Origin of the sequence: Rhizobium sp. BK275, assembly GCF_014193555.1 — a bacterium.
In the GTDB taxonomy this organism is placed as follows: domain Bacteria; phylum Pseudomonadota; class Alphaproteobacteria; order Rhizobiales; family Rhizobiaceae; genus Rhizobium.
Window position 1 is genome coordinate 30,387 of sequence record NZ_JACHZL010000011.1, and the last position, 21,928, is coordinate 52,314.

19 protein-coding genes and 1 other RNA gene are annotated in these 21,928 nt (G+C 60.7%); 12 read left to right on the top strand and 8 right to left on the bottom strand.

Annotation, left to right across the window (positions count from 1 at the left end):
- Positions 1-30 precede the first annotated feature (30 nt).
- Positions 31-438, bottom strand: a complete 408-nt coding sequence (locus FHT82_RS28130; protein ID WP_183736000.1) for a DUF2000 family protein — start codon at positions 436-438, stop codon at positions 31-33.
- A 33-nt stretch (positions 439-471) separates the two neighbouring features.
- Here FHT82_RS28130 and FHT82_RS28135 point away from each other — a divergent pair, with 33 nt between their 5' ends.
- Positions 472-1,413, top strand: a complete 942-nt coding sequence (locus FHT82_RS28135; protein WP_183736001.1) for an AraC family transcriptional regulator — start codon at positions 472-474, stop codon at positions 1,411-1,413.
- A 232-nt stretch (positions 1,414-1,645) separates the two neighbouring features.
- Positions 1,646-2,599 (top strand): NmrA/HSCARG family protein, encoded by a 954-nt coding sequence (locus FHT82_RS28140; RefSeq protein ID WP_183736002.1) that lies wholly within the window; start codon positions 1,646-1,648, stop codon positions 2,597-2,599.
- Position 2,600: 1 nt separating this feature from the next.
- Here FHT82_RS28140 and FHT82_RS28145 read toward each other — a convergent pair whose 3' ends face one another.
- Positions 2,601-3,521: a LysR family transcriptional regulator gene (locus FHT82_RS28145; RefSeq protein ID WP_183736003.1), complete on the bottom strand. Its 921-nt coding sequence runs from the start codon at positions 3,519-3,521 to the stop codon at positions 2,601-2,603.
- Positions 3,522-4,111: 590 nt separating this feature from the next.
- On the opposite strand from FHT82_RS28145, the gene FHT82_RS28150 reads away from it, so the two are divergent.
- Both FHT82_RS28150 and FHT82_RS28155 read left to right on the top strand, forming a co-directional pair.
- A complete protein-coding gene (locus tag FHT82_RS28150) occupies positions 4,112-5,902 on the top strand; it encodes an ABC transporter ATP-binding protein (RefSeq protein ID WP_183736004.1) in 1,791 nt (596 codons plus the stop codon).
- A 288-nt stretch (positions 5,903-6,190) separates the two neighbouring features.
- Positions 6,191-7,462 carry an NAD(P)/FAD-dependent oxidoreductase gene (locus tag FHT82_RS28155; protein WP_246698247.1) on the top strand — a complete coding sequence of 424 codons (1,272 nt, stop codon included), beginning with the start codon at positions 6,191-6,193 and terminating at the stop codon, positions 7,460-7,462.
- A gap of 93 nt (positions 7,463-7,555) precedes the next feature.
- Here FHT82_RS28155 and FHT82_RS28160 read toward each other — a convergent pair whose 3' ends face one another.
- A complete protein-coding gene (locus FHT82_RS28160; protein ID WP_183736132.1) occupies positions 7,556-8,650 on the bottom strand; it encodes an AbrB family transcriptional regulator in 1,095 nt (364 codons plus the stop codon).
- Positions 8,651-8,802: 152 nt separating this feature from the next.
- Positions 8,803-9,705 (bottom strand): LysR family transcriptional regulator, encoded by a 903-nt coding sequence (locus FHT82_RS28165; RefSeq protein WP_183736005.1) that lies wholly within the window; start codon positions 9,703-9,705, stop codon positions 8,803-8,805.
- A gap of 91 nt (positions 9,706-9,796) precedes the next feature.
- On the opposite strand from FHT82_RS28165, the gene FHT82_RS28170 reads away from it, so the two are divergent.
- From FHT82_RS28170 to FHT82_RS28180, 3 genes are all read left to right on the top strand, one after another.
- Positions 9,797-10,849: an aldo/keto reductase gene (locus FHT82_RS28170; protein WP_183736006.1), complete on the top strand. Its 1,053-nt coding sequence runs from the start codon at positions 9,797-9,799 to the stop codon at positions 10,847-10,849.
- A gap of 100 nt (positions 10,850-10,949) precedes the next feature.
- A complete protein-coding gene (locus FHT82_RS28175) occupies positions 10,950-12,362 on the top strand; it encodes an FAD-linked oxidase C-terminal domain-containing protein (protein ID WP_183736007.1) in 1,413 nt (470 codons plus the stop codon).
- 89 nt (positions 12,363-12,451) lie between these two features.
- Positions 12,452-16,156 carry an AsmA family protein gene (locus FHT82_RS28180; RefSeq protein WP_183736008.1) on the top strand — a complete coding sequence of 1,235 codons (3,705 nt, stop codon included), beginning with the start codon at positions 12,452-12,454 and terminating at the stop codon, positions 16,154-16,156.
- A 36-nt stretch (positions 16,157-16,192) separates the two neighbouring features.
- Here FHT82_RS28180 and FHT82_RS28185 read toward each other — a convergent pair whose 3' ends face one another.
- The 4 genes from FHT82_RS28185 to ssrA form a co-directional block, all read right to left on the bottom strand.
- The gene (locus tag FHT82_RS28185; protein ID WP_183736009.1) at positions 16,193-16,414 is read right to left on the bottom strand and encodes a ribbon-helix-helix domain-containing protein; all 222 of its coding nucleotides are present in this window, start codon (positions 16,412-16,414) and stop codon (positions 16,193-16,195) included.
- 82 nt (positions 16,415-16,496) lie between these two features.
- Positions 16,497-16,685, bottom strand: a complete 189-nt coding sequence (locus tag FHT82_RS28190) for a DUF4169 family protein (protein ID WP_183736010.1) — start codon at positions 16,683-16,685, stop codon at positions 16,497-16,499.
- Between the two features lie 47 nt (positions 16,686-16,732).
- The gene (locus FHT82_RS28195; RefSeq protein ID WP_183736011.1) at positions 16,733-17,242 is read right to left on the bottom strand and encodes an SspB family protein; all 510 of its coding nucleotides are present in this window, start codon (positions 17,240-17,242) and stop codon (positions 16,733-16,735) included.
- Between the two features lie 131 nt (positions 17,243-17,373).
- Positions 17,374-17,750: a transfer-messenger RNA gene (gene ssrA, locus FHT82_RS28200) on the bottom strand.
- A 114-nt stretch (positions 17,751-17,864) separates the two neighbouring features.
- Between ssrA and FHT82_RS28205 the strand changes: the two genes are divergently transcribed.
- From FHT82_RS28205 to FHT82_RS28225, 5 genes are all read left to right on the top strand, one after another.
- Positions 17,865-18,659: a thymidylate synthase gene (locus FHT82_RS28205; protein ID WP_183736012.1), complete on the top strand. Its 795-nt coding sequence runs from the start codon at positions 17,865-17,867 to the stop codon at positions 18,657-18,659.
- A 115-nt stretch (positions 18,660-18,774) separates the two neighbouring features.
- On the top strand, positions 18,775-19,443 hold the full coding sequence (locus FHT82_RS28210) for a dihydrofolate reductase (RefSeq protein ID WP_183736013.1): 669 nt from the start codon (positions 18,775-18,777) through the stop codon (positions 19,441-19,443).
- A gap of 193 nt (positions 19,444-19,636) precedes the next feature.
- Positions 19,637-20,734 carry an FtsH protease activity modulator HflK gene (gene hflK, locus FHT82_RS28215; RefSeq protein WP_183736014.1) on the top strand — a complete coding sequence of 366 codons (1,098 nt, stop codon included), beginning with the start codon at positions 19,637-19,639 and terminating at the stop codon, positions 20,732-20,734.
- 3 nt (positions 20,735-20,737) lie between these two features.
- Positions 20,738-21,697 (top strand): protease modulator HflC, encoded by a 960-nt coding sequence (locus FHT82_RS28220; RefSeq protein WP_183736015.1) that lies wholly within the window; start codon positions 20,738-20,740, stop codon positions 21,695-21,697.
- Positions 21,698-21,708: 11 nt separating this feature from the next.
- Positions 21,709-21,894, top strand: coding sequence for a DUF2065 domain-containing protein (locus FHT82_RS28225; protein ID WP_183736016.1), 186 nt, complete (start codon positions 21,709-21,711; stop codon positions 21,892-21,894).
- The last annotated feature ends 34 nt before the right edge of the window (positions 21,895-21,928 follow it).

Below are 21,928 nucleotides of genomic sequence, written 5' to 3' on the forward strand. Positions count from 1 at the left end.
ACCCGGCCTTTTCTTTTTCGTTCGCCTATCTCAATGCTGCATCGTCGCACCCTTGGTGATCTTGTCGACGATCTTCTTGTCAGCCCTGAGCGCAATGCCGACGACCTTGGCATCATCGGGGGCGTATTCGGCGAAGACGGCGCGGTTGGCCGCATCGTGGCCGGTTGCAAACATTTCCTCGATAAAGACGGATGAGGTCACCTCGCGCTCCAGCGCGCGGCGGTGGATGGTCGATATCGTCGTTTCGTCGGCCGACAAGACGATGATCGGCTGGATCGATAGCGGGTTATAGAGGTTGCCGGCGCGGTCCTTGTAGGGCTCGCCGATGATTTCGGGATATTGCCCGGCGATGCCCGTCGAAAGAAAGGCTGTGACATTCAGCTTCTGCCAGCCGGCAAGATTGTTTCGCAGGACGATCGCAATTTTGGTATCAAACATTCCAGTGTCTTTCATCAGGGTATCGCAAACGCGTTGAGCCAAGATCTAACGCCGCAAGTCTTCGAGGGTCTTGAACGTTTGTGCGAGCCGCAGATGGGCAGCGGCATGCTGGCCGCGCCCGCCGGTAGCGGCATCCTGACTGCGCCGGCTTTTCCGGGTATCGAGCGTATCGAGGCGCAGTTCTCCGGCAATATGTTCGAGCCACATCGACACGATACCTATGCACTCGGTGTCACCCTGCACGGCGTGCAGACCTTCACCTATCGCGGCGAACGGCGCTTCAGTCTGCCGGGGCAGGTGATCGTCTTGCATCCGGACGAAGAGCACGACGGCGGGGCGGGAACCGCAGACGGACTGCACTACCGCATGCTCTACATGGAGCCGGCGCTGCTGATGGAGTGCCTGGAGGCGGAAAAGATCGGGCTTCCCTTCGTCGACCAGCCTGTGATCGCCGATGGTGCGCTAGCGCAGGTGCTGCTTGCCGCACTCGGCGAACTCGACCGGGAGCTGGACGAACTCTTCGTCGATGATTTCGTGAGCCGCGTCGCGGGTGGCCTGTCGCGGCATTCGCAGGTGCGCCGGCGGGCCTTGGGCGCTGTTGCCTGGAAACAGGCGCGGGTGGCGCGCGATTATCTCGAAGCGCATGCGCTGAGGCCGGTACGCTCCGGCGAACTGGAGAATATTACCGGCCTCGACCGCTTTACCCTGTCACGGCATTTCCGCGCAGCCTTTGCCACCAGCCCGCACCGCTACATGCTGATGCGGCGGCTGCAGCAGGCCAAGGCGCTAATGGGCGAGGGCGAAGGTTTTGCCGATGTGGCAGCCGCGACCGGCTTTGCCGATCAGGCGCATTTCATCCGGCATTTCAAGAAGGCCTATGGCGTGACGCCGGGTCGCTGGGTGGGGCTTCAGCGATTTGCGGCGACGGCCAGCGATGGTGGGCTATCACACTCCTCGTTCAGAAAGCGGACTTAAACAGAAGCCCAGCCCTGGTCCGACGTGATCTCATTTCCTACGTGGATTTTGATCCCGTCCGCGCTCAGCGGCGCATACAGGCGCGGCCGTCGATTTATCCATAAAATGGCATTATCATATGCATTTCCCATGCCTACAGCAATTAAGTTTGATGAGATAACCTGCTTTCAGGCATCGGCCGAATGGCTACGCGGCGCCGGTCAGTGACAGGAAAAAGGTTCGAGGTACAACTATGTCTGCAAATGATAAGCCACTTATCGCAATTGTCGGCGCAACCAGCAAACAGGGTCGCAGCGTCGCAGCGACGCTCCTTCGCAGCGAACGTTTCCGCGTACGCGCCCTGACCCGAAAAAAGGATTCGCCCGAGGCCTTAAGTCTGGAGAAACTTGGAGCTGAGATTGTCACCGTCCCTCTCCAGCTTGGCTTCCAGAAGGATCGCGTTGCTGCCTTCGAGGGCGCGGATGGGGCATTTCTGATGACGCCGCCCGTCATGCCGCCGGAGACAACAGAGGCTCCGATCGGCCGCCAACTGGCGGATGCAGCGGTCGAGGCAGGCGTCGGCCATATTGTTTTCAGCACGCTCGAGAATGTCGACGCCATCTCCGGCGGGACAAAGTATGCTCCGCACTTCACCGACAAAGCGCGCGTTGCAGACTATATTCGCGGTCTGCCGATCTCTCATTCCTTCGTCATGCTGGCATTCTTCTACACGAATCTTCTCGAATATTATCCGCCGCGCATGGAAGACGACACACTCGTGTTGCCGATCTATCTTCCCGAGGATTTTCGAGCGCCTTTTGTCGATCCGCTCACGGCGACCGGGCCGGCCGTGCTCGAAATTTTCTCAAATCCCGAGCGCTACAACGGGAAAACGCTGCCCATCGTCGGCGATATCATCTCTCCGCGCGAGATGGTCGAAATTTTCCGAGAGGTAACCGGCCTCAAGGCAGAATATCGAAATGCTTTCACCAAAGGTGGCCTGCTGCAGTATTTTCCGGAGTTCGCCGCCAACGAGCTTTTCGTGCAAGAACTTCTGGGGATGGTCGAGTACGCTGTAGAATATGGTTATTTCGGTAGGGAGCGTGATCTGGAATGGAGCCGTCGCCTGAATCCCGATACTCTCGACTGGGAGCAGTATCTTCGGACTACGGGCTGGCGCGGCGACAAGCGATCTTTCGGGCTCTAAGTCACGATGGCCGGATTCCCGGCAGTTTGGAAATCTCGGCGACAAGAAAGTCGGTGAGGAGGCGAACGCGGGCAATGGCGGAACGCTCGGGCACGATGAGCAGGCTTAGCGGGACCGGCGACGGATGATGGTCTTCGAGCACGACTTCGAGCCGACCGTTTTCCAAGAGGTCGTGGACCAGCCAAAGGTGGGCGGGACCAATGCCGCGTCCTGCGACCAAAGCTTCGCGCGCCGCAAGCCCGTGATCGACACGCAGCTTCCCGTTGACCGGAACCGTCAAATTCGCGCCATGGCGGGAGGAGAGAGCGATCTGATCGCTCCCGGCTATATTTGACATTATGATGGTTTCATGTCGCGAGAGATCGTCCGGGCGCTCCGGCCGCCCATGGATGGAGAAATAAGCGGGAGCGCCAACCAGCAGCCGATGGCTTTTTCCGAGCGCATGAAGCTTCATGGAGCTGTCGGTGAGAGGTCCAAGCCGGAGTGCCACGTCAACGCCTTCACGAACCAGGTCGATGCGCTCGTCGGTCAAGTTGAGATCGACGCTGATGTCTGGATGCTGGTCCTGAAACTCGAAGATGAGGCGGGTGATGTGCATCACGCCAAGCGCTGCAGTGCACGAAAGCCTGACAGCGCCCGCGGCCGCCCGACGGGCATTTCTGGCTTCCTCGGTAGCCTGCTCGACCAGGCGTAATACCTGAAGGCAGTTCGCATAATAGCGGCTGCCTTCGTCGGTAAGGGTCACGCGACGCGTGGTTCGGCTGAGGAGAGGCACACCGACTGCGCCCTCGAGTTCGTTGAGGTGCCGTGTCACGGTCGATTGACCGACGCCGAGTTCCCTTGCCACCGTAGACAGGTTGCCTCGTTCGGCAACGCGAACAAAAGTGCGCATCCTGTCGAGAGACAGCCCTGTATTATCCATTTTTCAGTGCAATGATGTTCATTAGGTCAATGTAAGGGATAACTGAGCCTGCGGCTAGCCAAGCATGGCCAGAACGGCGGAGACTCTTCCGATGGTCGCGCATGTGGATGATTTCCCGACTTAGGTGGAATTTTTTGCCAAGCCTGGCGGGGCCTTCAGCGGCTTTACGCGGCCAAGGCCAATAAAAACATGCCGTTACACGCCTGATTTCAGGAGCGGACCCCTGCAATGCAGGTGAGGGACGTGGTTCTTTTGGACGCCGTGATGTTGTGTCATTCGCGCATCATTCTCCATAAAGTAGAAAAGATCCGGTTGGCAAAATCAAATTTGTCCGATACATAAACTCCACCGCTGCAGATCAAACAAAGGAGGCGTTGCATGGCATCAACATTCATCGAAGTCCTCCCGTCCGGAATGATCCGACACTAGGGCATTCCAATTCGCGGCCCGCCAGGGAAACGCGACATGCGGCTTTAATTTCGTTCACAGCTCGACCGATCTGCCGGGACCAGTTTGTCTCCCGCTCCGACTGTGCTCTTCAACTCTCAATTTTGGGGCCGGCCGCCGAAAACGGCGTCGGACTGGTTAAAATGGCTCGCAAAAAGCTCGATTTCCGTGCCGATGCGTATCGCAACGTCCTCGGTTTTGTTTTTCGTCAATGGACTCATCGCCCCGCATTGGTGGGCACTATTGTCCTGCTGGTTATTGCCAGCACGCTGGCCGAAGTCCTCGTGCCGGTGTTTTCCGGTGAGATCGTCGACACGATTGCCAGCGGCAATGCGGCTGGCGGTGCTATCCGCGCCTTCGCCGTGGTCGTGGCCCTTGGCCTGACCAGCGTTGCATTGCGCTGGTTCATCTTCGACGGGATCATCCGGCTGACGTTGCGCATTATGGCTGATGTCGCCAATAACGGCTTCCATAGGGTGCAGCGGTTCTCGACGGACTGGCATGCCAATAGTTTCGCCGGCTCTACGGTCCGCAAGATCACCCGCGGCATGTGGGCGCTCGACGCGCTCAACGACCTGCTACTGATCGCTCTGCTGCCGTCAATCGTCATGCTGGTCGGCGCCAGTATCGTGCTCGGCACCTATTGGCCGATCATGGGCCTGATCGTGGCTTTTGGGTCGCTTGTTTATATCGGTGTGACCGTCGCGCTTTCCATGGGTTTCGTGTCGCCGGCGGCAAAGCTTGCCAATGCGTGGGACACCAAACTCGGTGGCGCTTTGGCGGATGCCATCAGCTGCAACTCGGTGGTGAAGGCCTTCGGTGCCGAAAGGCGCGAAGAGGAGCGCCTGCGCCATGTGCTCGCCAAATGGGACAACCGCACGCGGCGGACGTGGAGGCGAGGGACGCTGAACGGCACGATCCAGGGCTTCATGATGGTCACCATGCAGGCCGGCATTCTCGGCACCGGTCTTGTCATGTGGCAGCAGGGGCTGGCGACAGCAGGCGACATCACCTTCGTGCTGGCGATGTTCTTCGTCCTGCAGGGTTATCTGCGCTCGGTCGGGCAAGATATCAGAAACCTGCAGCGCGCCGTTAATGACATGGAGGAGCTTGTCCTGCTCGACAGGACGCCGCTCGGCATCGAGGACAAGCCGAACGCGAAGGCGATCGCGATTGGCGAAGGTGAGATCGTGTTCGATCGCGTCACCTTCCAGTATGGCGCGCATCCGACGCCGCTCTATGAGGATTTCTCTGTTATCATCAAGCCGGGGGAGCGGGTCGGATTGGTGGGGCATTCCGGCTCGGGCAAGACCACTTTCGTCAAGCTCATCCAGCGCCTCTATGACGTGAACTCGGGGGCGATCCGGATTGACGGACAGGATATTGCCGAGGTCACGCAATCGAGCCTGCGTGGCCAGATCGCCATCGTGCAGCAGGAGCCTATCCTGTTTCACCGCACGCTCGCCGAAAACATCGCCTATGGCCGGCCGAACGCATCCAGGCGCGAGATCGAGAACGCGGCAAAGCAGGCGAGCGCCCATCGGTTCATCATGGACCTGCCGAAGGGCTATGAGACGATGGTGGGCGAGCGCGGCGTGAAGCTGTCTGGTGGCGAGCGTCAGCGTGTCGCCATCGCGCGCGCATTTCTCGCCGATGCGCCGGTGCTGATCCTGGACGAGGCGACCTCGAGTCTCGACAGCGAGAGCGAAGTGCAGATCCAGCAGGCCATGGAGCGCCTGATGGACGGCCGCACGACGCTTGTCATCGCCCACCGCCTTTCGACGGTGCGGGCGCTGGATCGACTGCTGGTATTCGACAGGGGGATGATCGTCGAAGAGGGCGACCATCAAGCGCTCATCCGGCTCAACAACGGCATCTATCGCCGGCTGTTCGAGCGGCAGGCGCTCGAACTGACCAAGGGTCTGGTGGCGTGAGCCGAAGCACCGGCGCGCTGAAGCGCCGGTGCTTCATCTCCGCTTGCTCGACGCATTTTCGCGCAGGCCCCATGCCAGGTTTTGCGCAAGCCTGTGCTCCGGCCGATCAGGGCATGGCTCGGCGCCGGACCCAGGTCGACAGCTCGATCCGCAGGAGGCCGAAGCCCTGGAATACGGTGCAGCGATTTGTGTCGTATCGGGCGGGTTCGCCCTCCAATCCGGCTGGACTCATCGCAGCGGACAAGGCTTAATGCTGTGCGGGGAAGGCGGGATTGCAGAGGGGCGATCATGAAATCACCGCAGCAGATGGATGATAGTGTCGATGTTCTTGATGCTGTCGTCATCGGGGCCGGCTGGGCCGGCCTCGGCGTCAGCTACTGGCTGGCAAGACGGGGCTTGCGCCACAGGGTGTTGGAGCGCGGCCGCATAGGGGAGACGTGGCGCACGCAGCGGTGGGATACCTTTCGGATGAATACGCCCAATGTGCAGACCGTCATGCCCGGCGACCGCTATGACGGCCCGGATCCCGAAGGTGCCATGACCCGCGACGAGTTTGTCGCTCTCCTTGAGGATTTCGTAGGGCGTAACGTGCTGCCGATCGAACCGGACACCGACGTCAGCGAACTCATGCACGAGCACGGCGCCTATCGGCTGGCCAGCTCTCGCGGCACGTTTCGGGCGCGCAACGTGATCGTCGCGAGCGGCAGCCTGAATTGTCCGGTGCGTCCGGCTTGGGCAACCGCTTTGCCGCCCGCACTCCGCCAGATCGACGCTTCCGGTTATCGCAACGCTCAGGATCTGCCCGAGGGAGCTGTGCTGGTGGTCGGGAGCGGCCAATCGGGCGCGCAGATCGCCGAAGAACTGGCGGAAGCGGGCCGAACGGTCTTCCTCGCTACCAGCCGTGTCGGACGACTGCCTCGGCGCTACCGGGGCCGCGATATCATGGTGTGGCTGCTTGAAAGCGGGTTTCTCGAGGTGCGGCGAGAGGAGGTCATCCAGCTTGCGGGACGTATCCCGCCGCGTGGCGTGCTCGGGTCGCTGCAGACGATCAGCCTTCAGGCGCTCGGCGCCCTGGGTGTAGTGCTGCTCGGGCGGTTCACCGGCGTAGAGGATGACGGCCGTCTCTCTTTCGCCGACGACCTCGAGGCGAATGCGCGCTTCGCGGACGAATCCTCTGAAAACGTCAAACGTTATATTGACGACTATATCAGCCGCGCCGGCATCGATGCACCCGCTGCCGAGCCCGATCCGGCGGAGACCGTCGCAATGCGTCAGACGAACCCGGCGATCGGCTCGCTCGATCTATCTCTGTCCGGCATAACAAGCGTGGTGTGGTGCGCAGGCTTCAGGGGCGATTTCAGCTGGATGAGGCTTCCCGGCGCACTCGACAGCGCGGGACAGCCCGTTCACGCCGATGGCGTGGCCGCCCTGCCGGGTCTCTACTTCGCCGGATTGGATTTCGCCTCCACGCGCAAGTCGGGCATCATATTGGCGGTCGCAGACGAACCGGCTCGCCTTGTCGAACACATAGCAGCACATTCGCGATTGCCTGGGGCATAGTCCCGAAGCGCCCGGCCGGGGACCGGGGGCGCGGCCGCAGATCGCCTGCGGCCCGTTGCTGCGACCAAAAACACCGGCTGAAGGTTTCCAGACTCAAGCCGCGTTCTCCGTAAGGCCGGAGCGGCGGGCGATAAAGCGGGCGAGCGCCGGCCCGATCAGCAAAATGATCAGGAAGCGGCCGGTCTGCATGGCCATGACGAAGGGTACGTCGACATCGCTCGACGCGGCGATGATGGCGACGGAATCGGCGCCGCCCGGGCTGGTTGCGAGATAGGCGGTCAGCGGGTCGATGCCGGCGAATGTGTGAAGGGCGAACGCCATGCAGCCGCAGAGCGCCATCAGGATGATGATGGAGGCGGAAACGCGTGGCAGGGCGCGGGCGGCATGTTTGAGGATCGAGCGGGTGAAGCGCAGGCCGATGCTCCAGCCGATCAGTGCGTAGCTGAGCGCCAGGATCCAGGTCGGCAGCTCGATCGTCAAGAGGCCGAAGCCTTGCAGCACCGCGCCGGCAAACAGCGGCACCACGATGTTGCCGCCCTGGATGCGGAAGCGGAAGACGGCGTAGCAGCAGAGGGCGGCGAAGGCGATGGTCATGACGAAGGCCGGCCAGTCGACCGGCGGGAAGAAGATCACCGGCGGCGGCGCCTCACCATCGGCGGCGACCCAGAGGCGGGAGATGACGGAGGCGCCGACGGCGACGAAGACGACGCGCAGATATTGCATGAAGGCGACAAGGCGGGCATCGGCGCCGTAGGCTTCCGACATGATGACCATGGCCGAGGCGCCACCGGGCGTCGAGCCCCAGACAGCCGTCGTGCCGGGCAGAACCTGCCAGCGCGTCAAAAGCCAGCCGAGACCGGCGGCAATGGCGACCACAGAGACGATGAAGACGAAGAAGAGCGGCGCGCCCTTCGCCATGGTGCCGATGATATCGGGCGTGATGTTGCGCGCCATCAAGAGGCCGACCAGCACCTGGCCGAACTGCAGCGGCCAGTAGGGGATGCGTAACTGCCCCTTGCCGACGGTGAGCGCCAGCCCGATCGCCGCGACCATCGGGCCAATCAGCAGCGAGGCGGGCAGGGCGAAGAGTTCGAGGAAAAGGACTGATATGGCCGACAAAACAAGCAGCAATGCCCATTTGGGCAGGCTCGCTTTCTGATGGAAGCTGCTTGCGTCCAAAACTGTGATCCCCGAACTTTTCGACCGGAGCAGACCCGAAGGCGGAGGTGGGAGGAGGCCCCGGCAATCTGAAGAGGCCGGCTGCGAGGGCCGGCAAGCGCAAGCCCGGTATAGGCGCGGGGCGCCCAAGGGGTCAATTGCGGAATCTGGCCTTTCTGGCTTTAAAGCCTGACGTGTCTTGCCAGGAAGTCCAGCAGGGCACGAACGCGTGCCGGCAGTGGCCCGCCCTGGCCGATATAGACGGCGTAGAACTCTTCGACATCACCGGGATTGCGCTTTTCCAGCACAGGAACGAGGCGGCCGGCGGCGATATCGGCGCGCACGGTGAACTCGGTCATGCGCGCAAGGCCGGCGCCCGAGAGCGCGAGATAACGCATGGCCTCACCATCGCCGACCTGCAGGCCTGATGTGAGCGGAAGGGAGATCGTCTCACCGCCATCGAGGATCGGCCAGCCCTCCAGCGCGCGGGCATAGGAAAAGCCAATGCGGCAATGATCGTGCAGATCGGTGGCTGAGTGTGGTTCGCCGCGTTGTTTCAGATAGTCGGGCGAGGCGACGATGGTCTTTCTGGCAGCACCCAGCTTGCGGGCAATCAGGCTCGATGTCTTCAGCGGGCCGGCGCGGATTGCGACATCGGCACGCTCTTCCAGAAGGTCGACCACCCTGTCGGTATGGGTGATATCGAGGGTGACATCCGGATGCTCGGCCATGAAAGCGGGGACCAGTGGCGCCAGAACATGATTGCCGAAGGAGCCGCTGGTGTTGATGCTGATGCGGCCGGCCGCCTGTTCGCCGGCCGAGGCAAAGCGTTCGGCCTCCGATATGTTGGCGAGGATTGCCACACTGCGCTCATAGAAGGCGCAGCCTTCAGGCGTGAGCTGCAGCTTGCGCGTCGAGCGGTTGACGAGGCGGGCGCCGAGCCTTGTTTCCAGCCGTGCGACCAGTTTGCTGACGGCGGATGGCGTCATGCGGCGCGCCAATGCAGCAGCAGAGAAGCCGCCGCGCTCGACGACGCTGACGAAGACTTCCATTTCGCCGGATCGATTGATGTCTTGACGGCTCATGATGAATTCAAATCACAGATGATATGCTCTGAGGCAATCTATATCACAGCGCTGGCCGGGTCTATCTCTTCAGAAAACAGGAGATTGGATCATGGAATACAGAAATCTCGGCGCATCGGGGCTCAGGGTGCCGGTGCTGAGCTTTGGGGCCGGCACTTTTGGTGGCAGCGGGCCGCTCTTCGGCGCCTGGGGTACGACCAATGCCGAGGAAGCGCGCCGGATGGTGGATATTTGCCTGGAGGCAGGCGTGAGGCTGTTCGATACGGCGGACGTTTATTCGGCTGGCGCGTCAGAGGAGGTGCTGGGGCAGGCGATTTCCGGCCGGCGCGATGCGGTGCTGATCTCGACCAAGACGGCTCTGCCGATGGGCGAGGGGCCTGATGACTGGGGCACCTCGCGGGCACGGCTGATCCGCGCGACCGAGGATGCGCTGCAGCGGCTCGGCACCGACTATATCGACCTCTTGCAGCTTCACGCCTTCGATGCCTCGACGCCGGTGGAGGAAGTGCTTTCGGCGTTCGACGCGCTCGTTGCGTCAGGCAAGGTTCGTTATGTCGGCGTTTCCAATTTCTCCGGCTGGCAACTGATGAAAGCGCTCGGTATTTCCGAGCGTTACGGCTACCCGCGTTATGTCGCGCACCAGGTCTATTATTCGCTCGCCGGGCGGGATTACGAATGGGAGCTTATGCCGCTTGCCGCCGACCAGCAGGTAGGGGCGCTGGTCTGGAGCCCGCTTGCCTGGGGCCGGCTGACAGGCAAGATCCGCCGTGGCGTGGCCCTGCCGGAGGGGAGCCGCCTGCACCAGACGGCTGAATATGGCCCGCCCGTAGATGACGAGAAGCTCTTCGATATTGTCGATGTGCTGGACGAGATTGCCGAGGAGACCGGCAAGACCGTCCCGCAGATCGCCATCAACTGGCTGATCGGCCGGCCGACGGTCTCAAGCGTCATCATCGGCGCGCGCAACGAGGATCAGCTCAGGCAAAATCTCGGATCCGTCGGCTGGAGTCTGACGGCGGAGCAGATCAGACGGCTGGATACGGTCAGTGCCGTGACGCCGCCTTATCCCTATTTTCCTTACTATCGGCAGGAGGGTTTTGCCCGGCTCAACCCGCCTGCTGTCCCTGCAACAAAGATGGGATGAAATCTTCCCTAATCTTGGCTGGACAGCCGCTTTGACTTGCCTCATACCCGGCCTGCTACAGATGCTGTAGCAGGCTGTGGAATGTAGGGAGATCAAGGGCATGGCGCTGCGCGACGCAAAGGCCGGGGTGCGAAACGAGGCGGGCATCGAAGCCGTCACCGGTATCCTGAAACAGCGCTTCGGAGAGCGCTTCCAGACCGGCCAGGCTTTTCGCGCCCAGCATGCACATACGACCACCTATATTCCCGCTCAGTTGCCCGACGGGGTGCTCTTTGCCGAGACGGCTGACGATGTGAAGGCCGCTGTGCGGGTCTGTGCCGATCACAAAGTGCCGGTCATCGGCTTCGGTACCGGCTCTTCGCTTGAGGGCCAAGTCAACGCGCCGAATGGAGGCATTTCCATCGATTTCAGCCGGATGAACCGGGTGCTCGAGGTCAATCCTGACGATCTCGACTGCACGGTCGAGCCCGGCATCACCCGCGAGGCATTGAACATCCATCTGCGCGATACCGGCCTGTTCTTCCCGATCGATCCCGGCGCCAATGCCTCGATCGGCGGTATGACCTCGACGCGGGCTTCCGGCACCAATGCCGTGCGTTACGGCACGATGAAGGACAATGTGCTTGCGGTGACTGCCGTCACCGCATCAGGCGAGGAAATCCGCACGGCGCGCCGCGCCCGCAAATCTTCGGCCGGCTACGATCTGACACGGCTTTTCGTGGGCGCTGAGGGAACGCTCGGCATCCTGACCTCGGTGACGCTGCGCCTGCACGGCATTCCGCAGAAGATCGCCGGAGGTGTGTGTGCTTTCCCGAGCGTGAAGGCGGCCTGCGATGCCGTCATCATGACGATCCAGATGGGCATTCCGGTGGCACGCATCGAGCTCGTCGATGCGCTGCAGATGCGCGCCAGCATTGCCTATGCCGGCCTTCCCTATAAGGAGAGCCCGGCGCTTTTCCTCGAATTCCATGGGACGGATGAAACGGTGGCGCTGCAATCGGCCGCCTTCGCCGAGATCGCGGCCGAATGCGGCGGCGGCGAATTCAAGTGGACGGCAAGCCCGGAGGAGCGCACCAAGCTCTGGAAGGCGCGCCATGATGCCTATTGGTCGGTGCGCGCGCTCGCACCCGGCCTTGCCGTACTTTCGACCGATGTTTGTGTTCCGATATCGCGGCTTGCGGATTGTGTTGCCGAAACGCAGGCGGATATCGAAGCAAATGGTTTGCTGGCGCCGATCGTCGGTCATGCGGGCGACGGGAACTTCCATGTGCAGCTATTGTTCGACGACAAGAGTGCCGCGGGAATCGCCACGGCTGAGGATTTCGTCGCCCGGCTGAACGCGCGGGCGCTGGCAATGGACGGGACATGCACCGGCGAACATGGGATAGGACAGGGGAAGATGGCATTTCTGGAGCAGGAGCTCGGCGGTACGGTGGATCTGATGCGCCAGATCAAACGCTCGCTCGATCCCGACAATATCTTCAATCCCGGCAAGATTTTTCATCTGGGCTGAAAATGGAACAATCTCATGATCTTGGCCCTTGCCCCCTGCATGAATAGCGCTAGTGTCGGCAACAGAATCCCGAATGGAGAATCCCTGACTTGGTAGGCCGGTTCCTCGTCTTTCTAGGAGGAGTGATCGTCGTAGTGCTCTTCGTGGCGCTGCTGGCACCGCTGTTCATCGACTGGACGGATTTCCGGATGAATTTCGAGGATCAGGCAAGCCGCATCATCGGCAAGAAGGTGACGGTGCACGGCACGGTCGACGCACGGCTTCTGCCGTTTCCGTCCGTGACGCTGCATGACGTGCGCGTCGGCCAGGAGGAGGACGGCAAGCCGGTCGTGCAGGTCGAGCAATTCTCCATGGATGCCGAGCTTGCGCCTTTCCTTTCCGGCGAGGCGCTGATCTTCGACATGCGCGTCGTCAACCCCAAGGTGCGGCTGCGGCTTCTGAAGGACGGCTCGCTGGACTGGATGCGCGGCAGCCATCCGGAAATTCCGGCCAAGACCGTCGTTCTGGAAAATGTGCATGTCAGCGGCGGCGAGATCGAATTCGTCGACGACCAGTCCGGCCGTTCGCGGCATGTGACGGGGCTCAATGCCGAGATGTCGGCGAAGTCGCTCGCCGGTCCATGGCGCATCGAGGGCGACGGCGCGCTCGACGGCGAGCATGGCAGCTTTTCGATCTCCAGCAATCAGCCGGACGAAAACGGCGTGCTGCGCGCACGCACCCGGCTCGCGCCTGACAAACATCCGGTTACCATCGATCTCGACGGCGAGCTGAAGCTGGTCGACAGCCGGCCGAACTATCAGGGCACGCTGTCTGCGGCGATTGAAAACCGCGAGGGCAAGACTGAAAAGGGAGAGGCACCGCCGCCGCGCCTCAAGGGCCGTTTCGAGCTCACCAACGACCGCATCCGCATTCCTGAATATCGCATGGAAGTCGGCTCGACCGACGACCCCTATGTGATCACGGGCGAGGCGACGCTGGACACCGGTACGGCGCCGGAATTCCTGCTGACCGCCGATGGCCAGCAGATCGACGTCAACCGTATCGGCAACCAGGGGGCGGCTGGCAAGACCAATCGCGATCCGGCGGTTTCTGCGCGCCAGAGGCTGAATTCGCTGATCGAAATCATCGGCCAGGTGCCGATCCCGCAGGTGCCCGGCAAGGCGACCGTGCGCCTGCCTGCCATCGTTGCCGGCGATACGACGATCCGCGACGTGGCATTGGAACTGCGGCCCGCCGGCAATGGCTGGATGATCGACAATGCCGTCGGCACGCTGCCCGGCCGCACGCAGGTGGAAGGCAAGGGCAAGCTGACGCTCATTGGCGATCCGTCCTTCAACGGCCAGATGGTCGTCGCCTCCAACCAGCCGACCGGACTTGCCTCCTGGCTGTCCGGATCGGTCGATCCGGCGATCCGCCAGCTCAGGCAGGCCGGTTTCTCCGCCAATGTCAGCCTGACGCATGATCTGCAGCGTTTCGAGAACCTGGAGATCGCAATCGGTGCTGCGACGCTGAAGGGACGGCTGGAGCGGCAGGCGATCGAGGGCCAGACACCGTCACTTTCCGTCGCACTGAATGGCGATGCGCTCGATCTCGATGCGCTGCGCGCCCTGACCGGCCTTTTTACCGGGCAGGATGTCGGCGACAACGTGCTCGACCACAAGATTGCTGCACAGCTCACGGCGGACAAGTTCACGGCCTTCGGCGTGCAGGCCGATAATGTCGAAACGACCTTTACGCTTGCCGACGGGGCGCTTTCCGTCGACCATTTGTCGATCAAGAACCTTGCGGGTGCCGAACTGACGGCGACGGGCAAGGCGGAGGGATCGCTGCTTGACTACAAGGGCACCGGCGAGATCACCTTCAAGGCCGCCGATCCCGGCCCCTTCTTCGCCATGCTGCGCGAGCACCTGCCGCATCACCCTGTGATGGATCGGCTGGTGCGCAATGCCGGCTGGTATGGCAACACGGCGCTGCGTGGCGCGGTGACGCTGGGCGGCGATGACGACAATGCGCTGGCGGTGACGCTGGCTGGCGTTTCGAACGGCAGCCGCGTCAATCTCGATTACCGCATGTCCGACCTTCTGGCGCTGACCGGCAACGGTACGACGACGCTGGAGGCGACGCTCGACAACGCCGTCCCGTCGATCCTCTTCGGCCAGGCGGGTCTCGATCCGCTGCCGGTCGATGCCGGCGCCAACGGCCGCATGACGCTGAAGGTAACGGCAGCGGGCAATGATCCGGCCGATGCCGCGCTGACCTTCGCCACAGACCGGACCTCGTTCACGGCGAACGGCAAGGTCGATGTGCGGCCCGACAGCTTCATGAACGGCAATGTCGCCGTCTCGCTCGAAAGTGCGGATCTCGACCCGTATCTCGTCATGATCGGTATTGCGCTGCCCGATCTCGGCACCGGACTGCCCTTCAAGCTGCAGACCAATGCGACCATCGATGCCGACAAGGTGGTGCTGGCCGATCTCAACGGGCACGCGGCTGACAATGAGTTCGCCGGCGCTCTGACCTTCGACCGCAAGGCGGCAAAGACGGCGGCGAGCGGCACGCTTGCGCTTTCCAAGGCCGATCTCGGCTGGCTTGGCGAGGCTGTATTCGGCCAGATCAATGATCCATCCAACGGCCAGCTGACGACGGCAGCACTCGGCCAGCCGCTTTTCCGCGATCTCGACGTCAATCTGAAGCTCACCGCCAAGCAGTTCTGGCCGGGGCTTTTCAGTACGGCTGTCAATGATTTCACCTCCGATGTCGCCTACAAGGGCGACGAACTGCAGCTCAACAACATGGCCGGCAATTGGGACGGCGGCGCGCTTTCGGGCAATATGCTCTTTACCAATGCCAACGGCACGGGTTTCCTGCAGACGCGGCTGGCGCTTGCCGATTCCGATCTCGCCGGTGTCGTCTGGTCGCGCGACGGTGCGCCTGTCGCCAACGGCAAGTTCGGCATGTCGCTGTCGCTCGAAGCTTCGGGCAAGACGGTTGCGGAAATTGCGAGCTCGCTGAACGGCTCGGGCGAAATCCGGCTCGGCGAGACGAGCGTTCGCGGGCTGAACCTCGCGATCCTGGCGCCGCTCTTGGCCGCCACCGATCCGATGCAGGATCAGATCAATGCCGGCAAGATACATCCGATCGTCGAGACGCTGCTGAATAATGGCGAGGCGAAGCTGCCGCCGCTCGGCATTCCCTTCAACGTTACGGACGGCACGCTGCGGGTCCAGAATGTCAGCGTCGCCAACGATCTCGCGCGTCTGACAGCCGATGCGCAGATCGAGCTGCCGCAGGAGCGTATCAGCGCGACGCTTGGTATCAACCTCAATCCGGGCGCGGAGGCACTGTCGGGCGGGGAGCCGGGCATCCGGCTGAACTTCTCCGGCCTGCTCGCTTCACCCGGCAAGACGATGGATGTGACCGATATCACCAGCTTTCTCTCGCTGCGCGCCTTCGAACGCGAGCGGCGGCGTGTCGAGCGGCTGCAGGCCAATGTCCTGGAAAAGCAGCGACTGCGGCGCGAAGTGGCGCTCTATCGCTTCAATGATGCCCAGCGCGTTGCGGCTGCTGAAATCGAGCGGCAGCGAAAGGCCGAGGAAGAGCGGCTGCGGGCGCTCGCACAGCAGGCGGCCGAGCGCAAGGCCGAAGCCGAGGCCAAGGCTGCCGCCGAAGCGAAGGCCAAAGCGGAAGCGGAGGCACAGGCGAGGGCTGCTGCAGAGGCCGAGGCCGCACGCCGTTCTGTGCCGCAGCCCGGGCAACTCAATTTCGACCAGGTGCCGGGCATCCAGGCACAATAATTCCGGCCAGCAAAAAGGTCGGCCTAACAGGGCTGTTCAAGCTCCTGCGGCGCCGTTTTTCAACCAGCACAGGACATGAAGGCGCAGTGCCGAGGAGAGATTGCTCTCAGCCGGCCTGTTATCGTCTATTTCCGATATCAACGCTGCAAGCGGCATGGAACGACTTGCTGCGATTGTCTTCAGCTCCATCCAGAATTCATCTTCCAACGAGAAGCTTGTGCGATGCCCATGCAGTGTCGCCGAATGTTTACGGATCATCGGGCTCACCATGTCTTATTGAGAAAGCGATTCACTTGGGAACCGCAACTGCTTGATCACGCATGCTTTTATGTCGGCACGATCAAGTCTTGTCTTTTTCGAGCCTGCCCTGATCGAGCGCCTTTTCGGCTTTCTCGTTGAGGGCCTTGGTCAATTGCTTCTCGGCCTTGGTGCGCCCATGGGACACACGGTTCTGCTCAGCCCGTATTTCCTTTTCGGAACGGGCCTGCTTCTTGCGGAACTGGCGCAGATTGACGATTTCGGCGCTCATTCGGTTCTCTCCATGAAAAAAGGGAGGCTTTCGGCCTCCCTTTGACATCACTGCTTCTTGCGGAAAGAGTCGAGTGAAACGACGGAGCCTGGTTTTTTTTCTTCGCCGTCGGCGGGCTTTGCGGCCGCATCCTCAGTCTTGGCCGCGTCAACGGGATAGGCGGTAATTTCGGCTGCCGGCAACTCCTCGCCGTCACTCAGTGGCACGTCGAATTCCAGCTCGAAATTGACCGAGGGATCGTAGAAGCCTCTGATGGCGTTGAAGGGGATGACGAGCTTTTCCGGCACGTCGGAAAACGACAGACCAATTTCGAAATGGGATTCGGTGATTTTCAGTTCCCAGAACTGGTGCTGGATGACGATCGTCATCTGCTCGGGATATTTGGACTTCAGATGCTGCGAGATGCGCACGCCGGGGGCGCCGGTCAGAAACGTGATGAAGAAATGATGGTCGCCGGGCAGCCGGCCCGTCGTTGCGACTTCAGTCAAGACTTTGCGGATGACGCCGCGCAACGCGTCCTGTGCCAGAATGTCGTAGCGGATGTGATCCTGCCCCATGCTTTTCCTGTCTTTCGTCGGTTTCGAAGTCTTTTCACGAACTTGTATGGCACGAACAGGCGCTTTGGGAAAGGCGCAAGCCGATTCATACTTTCATCAAGCATACATGATTTCGTCGAAAAAGGGGAGAAGGTGAAGGCTTCTGTTGCCAGGTGCCTTCGGACCCCGCCTTACGGGGCTAACCGTAAGGGCTTAGAGCGGAATTCCCGCACCGCCGTTAGGCAGCGAGAGCGTATTCCTTAGCGTTGTTGTCGTTTGCAACTACACTTGTGACCCGATAACGGCGGTATCATGCCGAGCGAAAAGTCGATCTTTACACCCTTGTCGATCCTATTTCGCCCCCATCAAAAGCAGGCCATTCTCCAAAAGGATATCCGCCTGCTTTTGGTGGAGGCGCCGGGTACCGCCCCCGGGTCCAATAGGTTTATTCCACCGCCCGTTTATCGCCATAGCCGGCCCGAAAGCCGGCATGGGTGATATAGTGTTTTTGTGATCGCAAGGGAAGGGGATACGTCACAAAAGCGTCGTGCTCTCCAGCGATTTAGCTTGGATAATCAGCAAGACGCATTGGTTTGCGGTCGCTTTGCCCTTAAATTAGGTGCAAAAGGAATCAGTGGCGACCATGAAGCAATATCTCGACCTCTTGAGCCATGTGATGGAAAACGGCACCGACCGCGGCGACCGCACGGGAACCGGCACGCGTTCGGTCTTCGGCTATCAGATGCGCTTTGATCTCGATGCCGGTTTTCCGGTGCTGACGACGAAGAAGCTGCATTTGCGCTCGATCATCTATGAGCTGCTGTGGTTCCTCAAGGGCGAGACCAATATCGGCTACCTGCATGAAAACGGCGTCAGCATCTGGGACGAATGGGCCGACGAGAACGGAGATCTCGGCCCGGTCTATGGCGCGCAGTGGCGCTCCTGGCCGGCACCGGATGGCGGGCATATCGACCAGATCGACAATCTCGTGAAGGGCCTCGTCAAAAACCCGAATTCCCGCCGCCACATCGTTTCGGCCTGGAACCCGGCAGAAGTCGATGACATGGCGCTGCCGCCCTGTCATTGCCTGTTCCAGTTCTACGTGGCCGACGGCAGGCTTTCCTGTCAGCTCTATCAGCGCTCGGCGGATATTTTCCTCGGCGTCCCCTTCAATATCGCTTCCTATGCGCTGCTGACGATGATGGTGGCGCAGGTGACCGGGCTGAAATATGGCGAGTTCGTCCATACGCTCGGTGATACGCATCTCTACCACAATCATTTCGAACAGGCGAAGCTGCAGCTGGCGCGCCAGCCGAAGCCGCTGCCGCGCATGCTGATCAAGCGCGACGTGAAGGATATCTTCGATTTCGTCTATGAGGATTTCGAACTCGTCGGTTACGATGCCGATGCCAATATCAAGGCGCCGATCGCCGTTTAAACCTTCTGATTTTAACTTGCAGTGCATGCGTCCGGGGACTATGGACGTTTGGTTCGTAGTCGACGGGTAGATTGTGCGGTCTAAGTTAATGAAAAAAAACGAGAAGAGGGTGCGGATGCCTTCCGCCGCATCTATCGTTGCGCGCAGTTATCCCGACAAGATAATTGGTATCGAAAATACACTCCCGTGGCATCTGCGCACGGACCTGCAGCTGTTTAAGCAGCGCACCCAAGGTCATGCTGTGATTATGGGGCGTAAAACCTTTGACTCTATCGGCAAACCCCTGCCTAAGCGAACCAATATAATCTTATCTCGCACGGAGCCGACGTTTCTCCGTGAGTTTCCTAGTCTAAAATGGGCGAGAGACCCTGAGACTGCGTTGCTTTTGGCTGATATCGAGTCGATAATTTCTGGCAATATGAAGTTTTTTGTTATTGGCGGAGATCAGATTTACAGGGTATTTGAGAAATTTATTAACAGTATATTTGTTACAGACGTATTTTGTGGAAATATAAACGGTGATGCCAAGTTTGAACTTGATTTCGGTGAGAGAGATGACGGCGCAAAAACCGAATGGATTGTTAGATCGGAAGACGATTTTCCAAAGACAGAATTCGACCAGTATCCATTTCGGATAACCCATTACGTTCGCCGTAAGCCTTTCCACCGATATCGTGTGAAAGAGGAGCTTATGGGGCGGGAGCCTGATTTTGCTGTCCTGCTTGAGCGATATGAGGCCAAGCTGGAGCTAGACGATACCAATCAGCTGGATTTTTTTGAGTAAGCCGACTGGTGAGTTGTCCGGGCAATTGCACATGGCTAACGGTCCTAAAAGGAACTATTTTCCAATTATATTGACCAAGTTCCTGACACCGCGTTGAAAGCCGGTGCGGCGATACCTATAACGGTCGGATCGCATCCGCCGGCAGCCCCCACGGCGGTCGGATGTGTATGACGTAACGAACAATGAGGTTTTGATGCCCTGGAGCAATCAGAATGGCGGCGGCGGCCCTTGGGGCGGCGGCGGCGGTAACAATCAGGGACCATGGGGGCAGGGGCCGAACCGTCCACGCGGCGGTGGCGGCGGCAAGGGCGGTCCGCCCGATCTGGAAGATATTATCCGGCGCGGGCAGGACCGGCTGCGCGGCTTCATTCCAGGTGGTTTCAACGGCGGTGTCGTTGCGATCATCGCAGCGATCGTTGCGATCTTCTGGCTTTTCCAATGCATTTACGTCGTCCAGCCGGACGAACGCGGCGTTGAGCTGCGCTTCGGCGAGCCCAAGCAGGAGATTTCCCTGCCGGGCCTGCATTTCCATTTCTGGCCGGTTGAAACCGTCGAGACGGTCAAGGTGACGGTGCAGCAGTTGAACATCGGCGCGACCACGGCAGGCTCTTCGAGCGGGCTGATGCTGTCGAGCGACAAGAGTGTCATCAACGTGCAGTTCGCGGTCTTCTATACGATCAGTGATCCCAAGGCCTATCTTTTCGGTGTCGAAAATCCGGCCGAAACGCTGCAGCAGGTTTCCGACAGCGCCATGCGCGAAGTCGTCGGCCGGCGTCCGGCACTGGACGCATTCCGCAGCAACCGCCAGCCGATCGAGACGCAGGTTCTCAACATCGTTCAGGATACGATGAACCGGTACGGTGCGGGCATTACCGTGACCGGCGTGACAATCCAGAACGTGGCGCCGCCACGCGAAGTCGCCGACTCCTTCGAAGAAGTGCAGCGTGCCGGCCGCGACCGCGACAGCACAATCGAGGACGCTAACCGCTATACGAACCAGAAGCTCGGTCAGGCACGAGGCGATGCTGCCCGTATCCGTGAAGACGCAGCCGCCTACAAGGATCGCGTCGTCAAGGAAGCGGAAGGTGAAGCCCAGCGCTTTACAGCCATCAATGACGAATATTCGAAGGCTCCCGACGTGACGCGCAAGCGCCTGTTCCTGGAAACGATGGAACAGGTCCTGAAGAACTCCAAGAAGGTCGTGATCGACGAGAAGCAGGGCGTCGTACCCTACCTGCCGCTCAACGAGATCAATCGACCGGCGGCAGCACCGGCACAACGGGGAGGTTGAACCATGGTATCGAACAGACTTCCCTTTATCCTGATCGCGCTCGCGGTCCTTCTCGTCATTCTTTATTCGTCGATCTTCGTGGTCAATGCGCGCGAGCAGGCGATCGTCGTCCGCTTCGGCCAGATTCAATCGGTGAAGACAGAGCCCGGCATCTATTTCAAGCTGCCGTTCGGCTTCATGGATGCCGACCGCGTGCAGTTCGTGGAAAAGCGGGCGCTCAGGCTCGACCTCGATAATATCCGCGTTCAAGTTCAGGACGGCCAGACCTTCGATGTCGACGCCTTCGTGATCTACAATATCTCGGATGTACGCCGCTTCCGCGAAACGGTCTCGGGCGACCGCGACGCTGCCGAGGCGCGGCTGCGTGCGCAGCTCGATTCCTCGCTTCGTCGGGTCTACGGTTTGCGTGACTACAACGCAGCGCTTTCGGAAGAGCGCGTGGCAATGATGCTCGAAATCCGCGACGATCTTCGCACCGATGCCGAAAATCTCGGCCTGCATATCGATGACGTCCGCATCCGCCGGACGGATCTTTCGCCGGAAGTGGCTCCGAACACCTACAACGCCATGCGCTCCGAGCGTCTGGCCGAGGCCGAGCGCATCCGCGCCGAGGGTAACGAAGAGGGCCAGCGTCGCCGGGCCGTCGCCGATCGTCAGGTCGTCGAAATCACCGCCGACGCGCAGCGCGATTCGGAAATCCTGCGCGGTCAGGGTGATGCGGAGCGCAACCGTATCTTTGCCGACTCCTTCGGCAAGGATCCGGCCTTCTTCGAGTTCTACCGCTCGATGGCCGCCTATTCCGCGGCACTTTCCTCGCAGGATACGACATTGGTGCTTTCGCCGACGTCGCAGTTCTTCCGCTACTTCGAGAATGCGGACGGCAATCCGGCCCCGGGCCAGACCGGTGGCCTCGTGCCGCCTGCGGCCGCGCAGCCGACCGCTCCGGCACAGCCGGCGAACTGACGACAGGCTGAATGCAGGACTTCCTCACCGGACTTGCATTCTTCCTTATCATCGAGGGGCTGGTCTACGCACTGGCCCCTCGTTTTCTTATCGAGATGGCGAAGCTTCTGCCCACCGTTCCGGAGCGCCAACTGAGGGTGTTTGGACTTGTGGCTGTGGCACTTGGGGTAGCCTCCGTCTGGCTTTTACGAGGCTAGATCACATTCGCACGGGGATTTCTCGAAAAGGTGA

What these genes read in the sequence shown, in the direction of transcription:
- FHT82_RS28130 (WP_183736000.1), bottom strand. Translation starts at nt 438, where the DNA reads ATGTTTGATACCAAAATTGCGATCGTCCTGCGAAACAATCTTGCCGGC.
- FHT82_RS28140 (WP_183736002.1), top strand. Translation starts at nt 1,646, where the DNA reads ATGTCTGCAAATGATAAGCCACTTATCGCAATTGTCGGCGCAACCAGC.
- FHT82_RS28145 (WP_183736003.1), bottom strand. Translation starts at nt 3,521, where the DNA reads ATGGATAATACAGGGCTGTCTCTCGACAGGATGCGCACTTTTGTTCGC.
- FHT82_RS28150 (WP_183736004.1), top strand. Translation starts at nt 4,112, where the DNA reads ATGGCTCGCAAAAAGCTCGATTTCCGTGCCGATGCGTATCGCAACGTC.
- FHT82_RS28155 (WP_246698247.1), top strand. Translation starts at nt 6,191, where the DNA reads ATGAAATCACCGCAGCAGATGGATGATAGTGTCGATGTTCTTGATGCT.
- FHT82_RS28165 (WP_183736005.1), bottom strand. Translation starts at nt 9,705, where the DNA reads ATGAGCCGTCAAGACATCAATCGATCCGGCGAAATGGAAGTCTTCGTC.
- FHT82_RS28170 (WP_183736006.1), top strand. Translation starts at nt 9,797, where the DNA reads ATGGAATACAGAAATCTCGGCGCATCGGGGCTCAGGGTGCCGGTGCTG.
- FHT82_RS28175 (WP_183736007.1), top strand. Translation starts at nt 10,950, where the DNA reads ATGGCGCTGCGCGACGCAAAGGCCGGGGTGCGAAACGAGGCGGGCATC.
- FHT82_RS28185 (WP_183736009.1), bottom strand. Translation starts at nt 16,414, where the DNA reads ATGATCCGTAAACATTCGGCGACACTGCATGGGCATCGCACAAGCTTC.
- FHT82_RS28190 (WP_183736010.1), bottom strand. Translation starts at nt 16,685, where the DNA reads ATGAGCGCCGAAATCGTCAATCTGCGCCAGTTCCGCAAGAAGCAGGCC.
- FHT82_RS28195 (WP_183736011.1), bottom strand. Translation starts at nt 17,242, where the DNA reads ATGGGGCAGGATCACATCCGCTACGACATTCTGGCACAGGACGCGTTG.
- FHT82_RS28205 (WP_183736012.1), top strand. Translation starts at nt 17,865, where the DNA reads ATGAAGCAATATCTCGACCTCTTGAGCCATGTGATGGAAAACGGCACC.
- FHT82_RS28210 (WP_183736013.1), top strand. Translation starts at nt 18,775, where the DNA reads ATGCCTTCCGCCGCATCTATCGTTGCGCGCAGTTATCCCGACAAGATA.
- hflK (WP_183736014.1), top strand. Translation starts at nt 19,637, where the DNA reads ATGCCCTGGAGCAATCAGAATGGCGGCGGCGGCCCTTGGGGCGGCGGC.
- FHT82_RS28220 (WP_183736015.1), top strand. Translation starts at nt 20,738, where the DNA reads ATGGTATCGAACAGACTTCCCTTTATCCTGATCGCGCTCGCGGTCCTT.
- FHT82_RS28225 (WP_183736016.1), top strand. Translation starts at nt 21,709, where the DNA reads ATGCAGGACTTCCTCACCGGACTTGCATTCTTCCTTATCATCGAGGGG.